Genomic DNA, 12,009 nt, shown 5'->3' on the forward strand with positions numbered 1-12,009 from the left:
CCCAATGCGCTATGCATTTACGCGACCCATTCGGCCAAATTCTGCTCAAACTTTGATCGCTCTGCGGCAAGCGACTGAAAATACAGGCTTTCGCGATCAATTATTGTGACCGTCGCAAACATTCATTTCCTGGGAGCCCGCCGCACCTTGCTCATCAGGGCTGCCGCGACGACGGCGCGGATGCCGATCGGATTGTAGCGGGTGGCAAGGTCGGTCTCGGGGCGCGTGTCTGTCTTCCGGGTCTTCATGGTCCTGTCCCTTCGGTTTGCCGGCGGGTTCCGCCGGCCTCGTCCTTCTTTTCCCATGCCGGCAGGGGCGGGGGTGTCACCGCGGGAACAGGATGCCCCGGCGAGATTTTCGTCCGGGAGGGCGCCGCGCCCGCTTGACCGGACGCGCGCAGGGCGCGATAAAGCAGGCCATGAAAACGGTACTCTGCATTCGCCGGAGCATTATTCGCTAGCGCACGCGCTGGCCCGGCCGTTTTCGTCCCTCAAAATCTCTGGATGACAACGACCCGGCCAGCCGGGTCTACGCCTTTTGGGGAGATTTCCATGGCCGAAAAGCCGGTCCTGACGCTGTACAACACGCTCACGCGCTCGAAGGAGCCCTTCGCTCCCATCGATCCCGACAATGTGCGTATGTATGTCTGCGGTCCGACGGTCTACGACTTCGCCCATATCGGCAATGCGCGGCCGGTCATCGTCTTCGACGTGCTGTTCCGCCTCCTGCGCCATGTCTACGGCGAGGACCACGTCACCTATGCCCGCAATATCACCGACGTCGACGACAAGATCAACGCCCGGGCGCTGCGCGATTTCGGAAAGGAGATCGAGGGCGGCGCGCTCTCGCTCAACGAGGCGATCCGCCGGGTGACGGAGAAGACGGCGAACCAGTTCCACGCGGATATCGCCGCGCTCGGCGCCATGCAGCCGACGCACGAGCCGCGCGCCACCGAGTTCGTCCAGCCGCGCGGCGACGGCAAGGTGGACATGATCACGCTGATCGAGCGCCTCATCGAGCGCGGCCACGCCTACCAGGCGGGCGGCGAGGTGCTGTTCGACACGCAGTCGATGGCCGATTACGGCCAGCTCTCCAAGCGCAACCTCGACGAACAGCAGGCGGGCGCCCGCGTCGCCGTCGACGCGCACAAGAAGAATCCCGGCGATTTCGTGCTCTGGAAGCTCTCCTCGCCGGAAGAGCCCGGCTGGGAAAGCCCCTGGGGCCGCGGTCGCCCGGGCTGGCATATCGAGTGCTCCGCCATGTCCGCCGCCTATCTCGGCGAGACCTTCGACATCCATGGCGGCGGCCTCGACCTCATCTTCCCGCACCACGAGAACGAGATCGCCCAGTCGCGCTGCGCGCACGGCACGCCGGTCATGTCGAATGTCTGGATGCACAACGGCTTCCTGCAGGTCGAGGGCCGCAAGATGTCGAAGTCCGAGGGCAATTTCTTCACGATCTCGGAACTCTTGCACGAGGAGAAGTTCGGCGGCCGCACGTGGCCGGGCGAGGTGCTGCGCCTCGCCATGCTGATGACGCACTACCGCGAGCCGATCGACTTCAGCGTCAAGCGGCTGGAGGAGGCCCTTGCAGCTTTGAACCGCTGGGAACGGATTGCGCGAGAGGAGTCGGCTGAGCCCACCGAACCCGACGCCAAGTTTCTTGCTTTGTTGGCTGATGACCTCTCAACACCTGACGCAATTGCTCGCATCCATGAATTGATGAACTTCGGTCGCTGGGCGGACAGTTCAGCACCCAAAGAACACCAAAAAGGTTCATTTGGCTTTGGTGACGGTTTCTCAGGTTTTGAAAGCGCGAACGACCGGCGCTCTGGCGTCGGAGCGGCTTTGGCGTGTCTTGAGTTTCTCGGTTTGAAAGTTGTCCGAGATGAACTTGCCGATGATCTGAAACAAGGAGTCGAGGCGATAATCCAGATGCGGCTCGAACTCCTTAAGGCAAAGAACTTCGCCGAAGCCGACAAGATCCGCGACGACCTCGCCGAAAAGGGCATCCAGTTGAAGGACGGCAAGGACCCCGGGACGGGCGAGCGCGTGACGACGTGGGAGGTGAGGCGGTGAGGTTGTGTCTGCTTTGGTAGAGGCATATGCTTAGGCCTATGCCTTTGAATGATGGAGGTCACGATGAATGCAAGACCTAAGGAAGCGCCTGATGTGGTGCAGGGGCGGGAGGTGAAGCTCTTCCGTAACGGCCGCAACCAGGCCGTCCGGATTCCCGTGGAATTCGAACTGCCGGGAAACGAGGCGGTCATGCACAAGGAAGGTGACCGTCTCATCATCGAGCCAAAGCCGAAGAAAATGGGGCTCGCCGCGTTGTTGGCGACCTTCGAAACCTGGGAAGGGGATTTTCCGGAACTCGACGAGACGCAGCCGCCGCCGGAGGATGTCGAGCTGTGACGGCCTTTCGCTACATGCTGGATACGAATGCCATCTCGGAGATGGTCCGCAATCCTGATGGGACGCTCGCTGATCGGGTGAAGGCCGCGCCGACGGACGCATTGTGCACGAGCGCCATCGTGGTTTCGGAGCTGCGTTACGGTCTGCGGAAAAGGGGAGCGGTTTCGCTCGCCCGTCGTGTCGAGGCCGTCCTGGGGGAGATTGCGATCCTCCCCTATGATACGCCCGTTTCCTTCGCTTATGCGCAAACGCGCGATGCACTGGAGAGAAGGGGCCAGCCGATCGGCTATACCGACCTTTTCATCGCCGCCCATGCTCTCTCGCTGGAACTCACGCTCGTCACCGCCAATGTCCGTGAATTCTCGCGTGTCGAGGGCCTAAAGGTCGAGAACTGGCTGGAGGCAGGTCCATGACCACACCCTTCTACACCGGCGGCTGCCAGTGCGGGGCCGTGCGCTTTCATGTCGAGGGGGCGCTTGGCGATGCGTCGGTCTGCCATTGCCGCATGTGCCAGAAGGCAAGCGGCAATTTCTATCTGCCGCTGGTTTCCGTGCGGCAGGCGAGGCTCACCTGGACGCGGGGGGAGCCGAAGCGGTTCCGCTCGTCGAACCACGGCTATCGCGGCTTCTGCGGCGATTGCGGCACGCCGCTGACCTATGAGGCGCCGGACGGCGTGGCGCTGACCATCGCCGCCTTCGACGATCCGGCCGGGATCGCCCCGCGCATCCAGTGGGGCATCGAAGCGAAGCTGCCTTATGTGGACGCGATCTCCGACCTGCCGGGCGAGGAGACGATGGCGGACCAGGACGCGGCGTCCTTCCTCGCCGACCTCGTCTCCTACCAGCACCCGGACCATGACACGGACGCATGGCCGCCGGAGCGCGAGCCATGAGCATTTCGCGCATCTATACCGGCGGCTGCCAGTGCGGCGCGGTGCGCTACCGGGTGGAAGGCACGCTCGGCGATCCGCATCTGTGCCATTGCCGCATGTGCCAGAAGGCGGCCGGCAACTATTTCCTGCCGCTCGCCAATGCGCCGCGCGACCGCTTCTCCATGACGCGCGGCGAAGCCGGCTGGTTCCAGTCCTCGGAAATCGTGCGCCGCGGCTTCTGTCGCGATTGCGGCACGCCGCTGTTCTACGATGCGCTCGCCGCCGACCATATAAACGTGACGCTCGGTTCGCTCGACGATCCGGACGATGTGCGCCCGATTGCCCAGGCGGGCGTCGAATCGCGGCTCGTCTGGTTCGCGCAACTGGCGAAGCTGCCCGAGAGCGAAAGCGACGAAGGGGAGTTCGGCGAGGCGCGCCATATCGTGGTTCGCGCCTCCAACCGCCAGCACCCGGACTATGACACGGACCATTGGCCGCCGGAGGACATTCCATGACCGCGCCCCGGCCGGAACTCGGCTTTCCCCGCAAATGGCTCTATCTCATCGCCGGCAAGCTGGTCCTCATCACCGCCGTGGTGGTCGCCGTCGTCGTCTATTCCTCTTATCGTTGAAGGAGCCGTCATGAGCGTCGAACAGGAAGAGACAAGAACCGGGGGCTGCCAGTGCGGCGCCGTGCGTTTCCGCATCAAGGGCGGGCTCGGCCGCCCGTCGATCTGCCATTGCCGCATGTGCCAGAAGCAGTTCGGCGGCTTCTTCGGCCCGCTCGTCACCGTCAAGGGCGAGGTGGAATGGCCGCGCGACGAGCCGGCCTATTTCCAGTCCTCGATCAACATCGCCCGCGGCTTCTGCAAGCAATGCGGCACGCCGCTCACCTACAGGCACCCCGGCGGGCTGGAGATCGCCATCGGCGCCTTCGACAAGCGTGACGACCTCGTCCCGCAGATCCAGGTGAATTTCGACGCGCGGCTTGCCTGGGTCGAGACGATCTTTTCCGCGCCCGTTCACCAGGACCCGGACTATTACAGCCAGCAGGAGAAGATCATCTCCTTCCAGCACCCTGATCATGAAACCGAAAACTGGCCTGCCCACGGAATGAAATTATGAGCGAGACCCTGCGTAGCCTCTATCCCGAAATCGAACCCTATGCCTCCGGCCATCTCGATGTCGGCGACGGGCACAGCATCTATTGGGAGCGCGTCGGCACGCCCGGCGCCAAGCCGGCCGTCTTCCTGCATGGCGGCCCGGGCGGCACGATCTCGCCGAGCCACCGCCGCCTGTTCGATCCCAAGCTCTACGACGTGACGCTGTTCGACCAGCGCGGCTGCGGCCAGTCCACGCCGCATGCGGCGCTGGAGGCCAACACGACCTGGCATCTCGTTTCCGATATCGAGCGGCTGCGCGTCATGGCCGGGGCGGAAAAGTGGCTGGTCTTCGGCGGCTCCTGGGGCTCGACGCTGGCGCTCGCCTATGCGGAAAAGTACCCGGAGCGGGTGTCCGAACTCGTGGTGCGCGGCATCTATACCCTCACCAAGGCCGAGCTCGACTGGTACTACCAGTTCGGCGTCTCGGAAATGTTCCCGGACAAGTGGGAGCGTTTCAACGCGCCCATCCCGCCGGAAGAGCGGCACGAGATGATGCATGCCTATCATCGCCGCCTGACGAGCGACGACAAGGCGACGCGCATCGCCGCCGCCAGGGCCTGGAGCCTGTGGGAAGGCGAGACCATCACGCTGCTGCCGGAGCCCGCGACCAGCGACCGCTTCGGCGAGGACGAGTTCGCCCATGCCTTCGCCCGCATCGAGAACCACTTCTTCGTCAATGCCGGCTGGCTGGAGGAGGGGCAGCTCCTGCGTGATGCGCACAGGCTGCAGGGCATTCCCGGCCTCATCGTGCACGGGCGCTACGACATGCCGTGCCCGGCAAAGCAGGCCTGGGCGCTGCACAAGGCCTGGCCGGAGGCGGAATTCTACCTCATCGAGGGAGCGGGCCACGCCTATTCGGAGCCCGGCATCCTCGACCGGCTGATCTACGCGACGGACAAGTTCGCGGGGAAGATCTGAGAGGCTGCCCCTCACCCTGATCCTCTCCCCGCTTGCGGGGAGAGGGTGGCGGCAACCGGATGGGGGGCGGATCTGAAATGCTCAATGGGTTCCCAGGGAGGGAACAGATGAAAAAAGACCGTATCTACCTTTTCGACACCACGCTTCGGGACGGCCAGCAGACGCCCGGCATCGACTTTTCCGTCGAGGACAAGATCGCCATTGCCGGCATGCTGGATGCGTTCGGCCTGGACTATGTCGAGGGCGGTTATCCCGGCGCCAATCCGACGGATACGGCTTTCTTCGCGAAGAAGCGCACCGGCCGCGCGAAATTCGTCGCCTTCGGCATGACGAAGCGCGCCGGCATTTCCGCCTCCAACGATCCGGGCCTTGCCGCGCTCCTCGATTCGAAGAGCGACGCGATCTGTCTTGTCGCCAAGAGCTGGGACTATCATGTGCGCGTCGCGCTCGGCTGTTCCAACGAGGAGAACCTGGAGAGCATCGCCGAATCGGTGAAGGCCGTCGTCGCCTCCGGCCGCGAAGCCATGGTCGACTGCGAGCATTTCTTCGACGGCTACAAGGCCAATCCGGACTATGCGCTGGCCTGTGCCACCACGGCCCATGCCTCCGGCGCGCGCTGGGTGGTGCTGTGCGACACCAATGGCGGCACGCAGCCCTCCGAGGTGCAGGCGATCGTCGGGGCGGTGATCGCCGCCGGCGTGCCGGGCGACAACCTCGGCATCCACGCCCATAACGACACGGGGCAGGCCGTCGCCAATTCGCTGGCCGCCGTCGAGGCCGGTGTGCGCCAGATCCAGGGCACGCTGAACGGCATCGGCGAGCGCTGCGGCAATGCCAACCTGGTGACGCTCATCCCGACGCTGGCGCTGAAGGAAGCCTATGCGGAGCGCTTTTCGATCGGCATCGACACGGAGGACCTCACCGGCCTCACCAAGCTGGCGCATACTTTCGACGAGCTGCTGAACCGTTCGCCGGACCATCAGGCGCCCTATGTCGGGGCGTCCGCCTTCGCCACCAAGGCCGGCATCCACGCCTCGGCGCTCCTGAAGGATCCGCGCACCTACGAGCATGTGACGCCGGAAAGCGTCGGCAACCTGCGCAAGGTCATGGTGTCCGACCAGGGCGGCAAGGCGAATTTCATCAACGCGCTGAAGCTGCGCGGCATCACCGTCGGCAAGGACGATCCGAAGCTCGACCGCCTCATCCAGATCGTCAAGGAGCGTGAGGCGACGGGCTATGCCTATGAGGGCGCGGATGCGAGCTTCGCGCTGCTCGCCTACCGCACGCTCGGCACGGTGCCGGATTTCTTCCACGTCGAAAGCTTCCGCGTAATGGTCGAGCGCCGCTACGATGCCAACGGCCAGCTCAAGACCGTGTCGGAAGCCGTCGTGCGCGTCGTCGTCGACGGCGAGACGATGATGTCGGTCGCGGAAGGACACGGCCCGGTCAACGCGCTCGACCTTGCGCTGCGCAAGGACCTCGGCAAGTTCCAGGCCGAGATCGCCGACCTGGAACTGGCGGACTACAAGGTGCGCATCCTCAACGGCGGCACCGAGGCCATCACCCGCGTCCTGATCGAATCGACCGATGCGACGGGTGCACGTTGGTGGACGGTCGGCGTTTCCGACAACATCATCGACGCCTCCTTCCAGGCGCTGATGGATTCCATCATCTACAAGCTCATGAAGAACCGCGGCGAGGCGGGGCGTGTGGCGGCCGAGTAGGTTCAGCGCCGCTCATCCTCGCTATCACCGGAATGAATTGGTGCATTCACGGCCGTTGGAGTATCCCGTCAAAAAATCCATAAATTGACGGGATACCTCACCATGGCCGACGCAAATTCCTCCAGCGGCCCCCAGACCGGCGATTCGCCGCGCGGTTTCGCCTTCGCCTTGACGGCCTATGTGCTCTGGGGTTTCCTGCCCTTCTTCATGAAGGCCGTCGCCCATATCCCCGCCGCCGAGGTGGTGGCGCACCGCATCGTCTGGTCGGTGCCGCTTGCCGGCCTGGTGCTGATCTGGCTCGGCCGCACGGGCGATATCAAGGTGGCGCTGCGCTCGCCGCGCATGCTTGCCATGGCGACGCTGACGGCGACGCTCATCACCATCAACTGGGGCATCTATGTCTGGGCCATCGGCGCCGGCCGGGCGATCGAGACGGCGCTCGGCTATTACATCAACCCGCTCTTCTCGATCTTCCTCGGCGCGGTCCTCCTGAAGGAGAGGCTCGATCGGGCGCAGATGCTGGCGATCGGGCTTGCCGCCCTGGCGGTGACGATCCTCGCCTTCGACGCCGGCGGCCTGCCGTGGGTGTCCATCGGCCTCTGCATCTCCTGGGGATTCTACGCCTTCTTCCGCAAGACGCTGCCGGTCGGCCCGAACCAGGGCTTCTTCCTGGAGGTGCTGCTGCTGAGCGTACCGGCGCTCGGCTACATCCTCTGGCTCGAATCCTCGGGGCAGGGCCATTTCGGCGATACCGGCCTTGCGGATGTGCTCTGGCTGCTCGCCTGCGGCGTCGTCACCGCCATCCCGCTGATGATCTATGCCAACGGCGCGAAACTGCTGCGGCTTTCCACCATCGGCATCATGCAATACGTCGCGCCGACGATGATCTTCTTCATCGCCGTCTTCGCCTTCAATGAGCCCTTCGGCACGACGAAGCTCATCGCCTTCGCCTTCATCTGGGCCGCGCTCATCCTCTATTCCGGTTCCATGCTGCGCACGGCGCGGGCAAGGCGCCTCTCGGCGGGGGAGCTCAAGCCGGCGGAATAGACGTTGGCCACCTTGCAGACGATGCGTCTGACGCTCCGTCCTTGCCGCCCGGGCGACCGCGCGGATTTCATCGGCCTGGAGCGTGATCCGCAGGTCATGCGCTTTCTGAACGGGGGATACGCCGTCGATCGGGAGACGACCGGCCCGAATGCGGCGTTCCTCATGCCCACAGGCACGGAGCCCCATGTCTGGACGGCGCGCCGGACGGCGGGCGGTGCCTTTGTCGGGTGGTTCTGCCTATGGCCCGAAAGCGAGACGCTGGCCGAACTCGGCTATCGCCTGCGCCGGGCGGAATGGGGCCAGGGGCTGGCTGCGGAAGGCGCTGCGGCCCTCCTCGGCTGGGGCTTCGAAAATGCCGGCTATGAAAAGATCGTGGCGACGACGATGGCGGTGAACCACGCCTCGCGCCGCGTCATGGAAAAGATCGGCATGCGACACGTGCGAACGGTCTCCGGCGACTTTCCCGATCCGATCCCGGGCAGCGAGCACGGCGAAGTGTGGTACGAGGTCGAACGTCCGCGGCGGCGCGGCGAATGACCGTCCGCAAGACGGGCTTCGGCAGCGTTCGATAAGATCAGAGCCGGGCGATGATGTCGGCTTCGCCCTCGCGGTCCACCTGGCCCGCCCAGTGGTCGACGAGCGCGGCGACGATCTCTTCCGGTTCGTCGATCACCATCGGCTGGACGAGATGGGCCGTGTGGATGAAGCCTTCGTCCGCCATGTGGCGGATGAGTTTGAGCATCGGGTCCCAGAATCCGCCGATATTGGCGAAGATCATCGGCTTGCGGTGACGGCCGAGCTGCGCCCAGGTCATCACCTCGACGATCTCTTCCAGCGTGCCGATGCCGCCCGGCAGCGCCACGAAGGCGTCGGCGCGTTCGAACATCTTGTGTTTGCGCTCGTGCATGTCGGGCGTGATGATCAGCTCGCTGAGCTGGCCGAGCGAATGGCGGGTGGCCTCCATATCCACGAGGAATTGCGGTATGATGCCGGTGACGCGGCCGCCATGCGAGAGCACGCCGCTGGCCACCGCCCCCATGATGCCCTTCGTGCCGCCGCCATAGACGAGGCGGAGATGGTTTTCGGCCATCGCCTGGCCGAGGCGCCGTCCGGCGGCGACATAGGTGGTTTCGCGGCCGGGCTGGGAGCCGCAGTAGACGCAGACGGATCGAATCGGCAGGGTTTGTTCGCTCATGACGGGATTCAGCCACCCGGCCGGCAGCCCGTCAAGGATAATGACGAAAAAGCACGGGGCTGCGGCCCCGGAACGTCTCGGGAACCTTGTGCAAAACATTGGGAATCGATAGCAATTTCAGGAGGGGACCCCCGGGAAACCGGGACAGAGAGAGAGTTGATGATGAAGAACAAGACCGGTCTGGTGGCCTTGATCGTGCTGGCGGCGGCAACGCTGCTCATGGTCTTCTTCGTGCTGCCCAACATGAACAAGGACAAACCGGCGGAAACCCCGGTCGCGACCCTTACCGATACGACGACGCAAGGCGGTGGCGAGACCACGACGGCCGACGGCAAGCAGGCCCGCCCGACGGCGGAAACCGGCGAGGCGGCGACGGACGCGGCGGCCACCGGCACGCAGGCTGCCGCCGGAAGCGACGAGCCGGCCGACGGAACGGCGGGCGAGGCCGCAACGGCGACCCAGGAGGTCGCCAAGGTGGAAACGACACCGGCCGATCCGGCCGCCGGCTGGGTCACGCCCGCCTTCGATCTCCTGCGCGTCGAGCCCGACGGGTCCACGGTGATCGCCGGCCGTGGCCAACCGAACACGAAGCTGGAGATCAAGAACGGCGAGACCGTCGTCGCGACGGCCGATATCGGCCCGTCCGGCGATTTTGCGGCCGTCTTCGACCAGCCGCTTGCTGCCGGCGACTACCAGCTCACCTTGAGCACGAAGGACGACAAGGGCGCCTCGAAGACCTCGGAAGAGGTGGCGACCGTCTCCGTGCCGGAGGATGCCGGCGGCGAACTGCTGGCCATGGTCTCCAGGCCCGGCGAGGCGAGCCGCCTGATCACGGTGCCGGAAGCTGCGGAAAAGGCGGTCGATGAGGCTGCCGCCACGGCGGAAAAGGCGCTCGACCAGCCGGCCGGCGAAACCGCGGAAGCGACGGACACGGGCGCTGCGAGCGCGGCGGTGGACGAGACGCCGGCCGTGACCGAAACGGCGGAGGCGGCCGGAGAGACCGCCGCAGCCGCCGGCGAGACCGAAACGGCGCTTGCCACCGCGACGGAGAGCGCGAACGATGCGGCCGGCAGCGCGGCGACGGAAACGGCGGCCAAGCCCCAGGCCCGCGTTTCGGCCGTCGAGCTGGAAGGCGAGCGCATGTTCATCGCCGGCACCGCCAAGCCGGGCGCGCTGGTGCGGATCTATGCCGACGACAAGCTGGTCGGCGAGGCGAAGGCGGACGGCGAGGGCCGCTATGTGGCCGACGGCACGATCGATCTTTCGGTCGGTCGTCACACCGTCCGCGCCGACGTGATGAGCCCCGATGGCAGCAAGGTCGAATTCCGCGCCTCCGTTCCCTTCGACCGGCCGGAAGGCGAGCAGGTCGCCGTGGTGGCGCAGGAGAATGCCGCGGGTGACACCGGCCCGGCGCTCGGCCTCATCGGCGGCGGCACCTTCGACAAGCTGCGCACCGAGGCCGACAAGGCGTTGGCGCTGCTCAAGGGACTTTATGCCAACGGCCGCACGCCGACCGCCGAGGAACTGGCCGCGGCGCGGTCCGCGACCGAGATCGCGTTGAAGTCGCTGTCGGAATTCAAGCCCGGCCCGGAAGAGGGGGACGCGGCCCGCGACATGGCCGCCAAGGCTTCGGCCGCCGCCGCTGCGGCGCTGGCCCGCCTTCAGGCCCTGCCGCAGGACGTGGCCGCTGTCGGTGGTGCCCTCGGCTCGATCGAGACGGCCGTCGCCGACGCGCTGGCCCCGGCCATCGAGAAGGCGGAAGCCGTGGCCGGCGCGGCATCGGCTGCGGCGGACAGTTCCATCGAGGCCCTGGCCGGCCAGGCGAGCGCGCTCCAGCAGCAGTTCGTGGCGCTGTTCTCCGATGGACGCAACGCGACGACGGCGGAGATCCAGACCGCCCGCACCGCGCTCGAAGGCGCCCTCAAGGCCATCACCGGCTTCACGCCGCCGGCCGGGGCGGCCGCGGAGGTGGCGGCGGCGATCGAGAAGCTGAAGGGCTGGGCCTCGACCGCGCTCGACCGCCTTGCCGCGGTTCCGGCCGGCGCGGGCAAGGAGGCCTACCAGCAGGCGCTGGTGGCGCTCGAAGGCATGCCCTCGCTGACCGCCGCGGCCAATGCCGTCGCCGCTGCGAGCGAAGGCGCCGCCTCGGCAACCGGGGCCGCCTCGACGACCGAAGCCGCGACCGCCGACAGCGGTACGACGGGCGCCGAAGGCACGCCGGCTGCGACCGGCAGCGAGAGCGGCACCGCCGCCTCGGGCGAAGCCGCTGCGGCGGGCAGCGGCCAGGCGGTGGCCGAAGAGCCGGAAACGGTCGAGCAGGCGCCGCTGCAGCAGAGCAAGACCTCGGTCATCATCCGCCGCGGCGATACGCTCTGGCAGATCTCCCGCCGCATCTACGGCAAGGGCGTGCGCTACACGACGATCTACCTCGCCAACGAGGACCAGATCACCGATCCGGACCGCATCATCCCCGGCCAGGTCTTCGGCGTGCCGGACAGGACCATGGAAAGCGACGCGGAGGCGGAGGAGCTGCACCGCAAGCGCGTTCGCGGCAATTGATCCTCGGCAAGTCCGGCAGCGAAGCGTTTGGCCGGACTTGCGCAAGGACAATTTCCGGCCGGCTGTTGCGAAGCGGCCGGCAAGGACCTATCTCCCTGATGCGGCGCCCCACCGGGCGC

General features: G+C 66.0%; 13 protein-coding genes. 11 read left to right on the forward strand and 2 right to left on the reverse strand.

Annotation, left to right across the window (positions count from 1 at the left end):
* Positions 1-122 precede the first annotated feature (122 nt).
* Positions 123-248, reverse strand: a complete 126-nt coding sequence (locus EV665_RS33060) for a hypothetical protein (protein ID WP_256388507.1) — start codon at positions 246-248, stop codon at positions 123-125.
* A gap of 303 nt (positions 249-551) precedes the next feature.
* On the opposite strand from EV665_RS33060, the gene cysS reads away from it, so the two are divergent.
* The 10 genes from cysS (at position 552) to EV665_RS04475 (ending at position 8,673) form a co-directional block, all read left to right on the forward strand.
* Entirely contained in the window at positions 552-2,078 is a 1,527-nt protein-coding gene (gene cysS, locus EV665_RS04430; protein ID WP_380686235.1) for a cysteine--tRNA ligase, read from the forward strand.
* A 63-nt stretch (positions 2,079-2,141) separates the two neighbouring features.
* The gene (locus tag EV665_RS04435) at positions 2,142-2,414 is read left to right on the forward strand and encodes an antitoxin (protein ID WP_064329618.1); all 273 of its coding nucleotides are present in this window, start codon (positions 2,142-2,144) and stop codon (positions 2,412-2,414) included.
* On the forward strand, positions 2,411-2,827 hold the full coding sequence (locus EV665_RS04440) for a type II toxin-antitoxin system VapC family toxin (RefSeq protein WP_133033229.1): 417 nt from the start codon (positions 2,411-2,413) through the stop codon (positions 2,825-2,827). Before EV665_RS04435 ends, EV665_RS04440 begins: the two co-directional genes overlap by 4 nt.
* Positions 2,824-3,306, forward strand: coding sequence for a GFA family protein (locus tag EV665_RS04445; RefSeq protein ID WP_133033230.1), 483 nt, complete (start codon positions 2,824-2,826; stop codon positions 3,304-3,306). Before EV665_RS04440 ends, EV665_RS04445 begins: the two co-directional genes overlap by 4 nt.
* On the forward strand, positions 3,303-3,800 hold the full coding sequence (locus EV665_RS04450) for a GFA family protein (RefSeq protein ID WP_064329621.1): 498 nt from the start codon (positions 3,303-3,305) through the stop codon (positions 3,798-3,800). The genes EV665_RS04445 and EV665_RS04450 overlap by 4 nt, the downstream gene beginning before the upstream one ends.
* Before the next feature lie 126 nt (positions 3,801-3,926).
* The gene (locus EV665_RS04455) at positions 3,927-4,409 is read left to right on the forward strand and encodes a GFA family protein (RefSeq protein WP_064329622.1); all 483 of its coding nucleotides are present in this window, start codon (positions 3,927-3,929) and stop codon (positions 4,407-4,409) included.
* Positions 4,406-5,365 (forward strand): prolyl aminopeptidase, encoded by a 960-nt coding sequence (pip, locus tag EV665_RS04460; RefSeq protein WP_133033231.1) that lies wholly within the window; start codon positions 4,406-4,408, stop codon positions 5,363-5,365. The genes EV665_RS04455 and pip overlap by 4 nt, the downstream gene beginning before the upstream one ends.
* A gap of 107 nt (positions 5,366-5,472) precedes the next feature.
* A complete protein-coding gene (gene cimA, locus EV665_RS04465) occupies positions 5,473-7,089 on the forward strand; it encodes a citramalate synthase (protein WP_133033232.1) in 1,617 nt (538 codons plus the stop codon).
* Positions 7,090-7,191: 102 nt separating this feature from the next.
* Positions 7,192-8,136 carry an EamA family transporter RarD gene (rarD, locus tag EV665_RS04470; RefSeq protein ID WP_133033233.1) on the forward strand — a complete coding sequence of 315 codons (945 nt, stop codon included), beginning with the start codon at positions 7,192-7,194 and terminating at the stop codon, positions 8,134-8,136.
* 3 nt (positions 8,137-8,139) lie between these two features.
* Positions 8,140-8,673 (forward strand): GNAT family N-acetyltransferase, encoded by a 534-nt coding sequence (locus EV665_RS04475; protein WP_133033234.1) that lies wholly within the window; start codon positions 8,140-8,142, stop codon positions 8,671-8,673.
* 37 nt (positions 8,674-8,710) lie between these two features.
* On the opposite strand, the gene EV665_RS04480 is transcribed toward EV665_RS04475, so the two are convergent.
* Complete coding sequence (locus tag EV665_RS04480) at positions 8,711-9,331, reverse strand: LOG family protein (RefSeq protein ID WP_133033235.1); 621 nt, start codon at positions 9,329-9,331, stop codon at positions 8,711-8,713.
* 159 nt (positions 9,332-9,490) lie between these two features.
* On the opposite strand from EV665_RS04480, the gene EV665_RS04485 reads away from it, so the two are divergent.
* Positions 9,491-11,890: a LysM peptidoglycan-binding domain-containing protein gene (locus EV665_RS04485; RefSeq protein ID WP_245507643.1), complete on the forward strand. Its 2,400-nt coding sequence runs from the start codon at positions 9,491-9,493 to the stop codon at positions 11,888-11,890.
* Positions 11,891-12,009: the final 119 nt, after the last annotated feature.

The sequence above is a fragment of the Shinella granuli genome, assembly GCF_004341885.1.
Classification (GTDB): domain Bacteria; phylum Pseudomonadota; class Alphaproteobacteria; order Rhizobiales; family Rhizobiaceae; genus Shinella; species Shinella granuli.

Coding starts and splice junctions, on each gene's coding strand:
- EV665_RS33060 (WP_256388507.1), bottom strand. CDS start 248: ATGAAGACCCGGAAGACAGACACGCGCCCCGAGACCGACCTTGCCACC.
- cysS (WP_380686235.1), top strand. CDS start 552: ATGGCCGAAAAGCCGGTCCTGACGCTGTACAACACGCTCACGCGCTCG.
- EV665_RS04435 (WP_064329618.1), top strand. CDS start 2,142: ATGAATGCAAGACCTAAGGAAGCGCCTGATGTGGTGCAGGGGCGGGAG.
- EV665_RS04445 (WP_133033230.1), top strand. CDS start 2,824: ATGACCACACCCTTCTACACCGGCGGCTGCCAGTGCGGGGCCGTGCGC.
- EV665_RS04450 (WP_064329621.1), top strand. CDS start 3,303: ATGAGCATTTCGCGCATCTATACCGGCGGCTGCCAGTGCGGCGCGGTG.
- EV665_RS04455 (WP_064329622.1), top strand. CDS start 3,927: ATGAGCGTCGAACAGGAAGAGACAAGAACCGGGGGCTGCCAGTGCGGC.
- pip (WP_133033231.1), top strand. CDS start 4,406: ATGAGCGAGACCCTGCGTAGCCTCTATCCCGAAATCGAACCCTATGCC.
- cimA (WP_133033232.1), top strand. CDS start 5,473: ATGAAAAAAGACCGTATCTACCTTTTCGACACCACGCTTCGGGACGGC.
- rarD (WP_133033233.1), top strand. CDS start 7,192: ATGGCCGACGCAAATTCCTCCAGCGGCCCCCAGACCGGCGATTCGCCG.
- EV665_RS04480 (WP_133033235.1), bottom strand. CDS start 9,331: ATGAGCGAACAAACCCTGCCGATTCGATCCGTCTGCGTCTACTGCGGC.
- EV665_RS04485 (WP_245507643.1), top strand. CDS start 9,491: ATGATGAAGAACAAGACCGGTCTGGTGGCCTTGATCGTGCTGGCGGCG.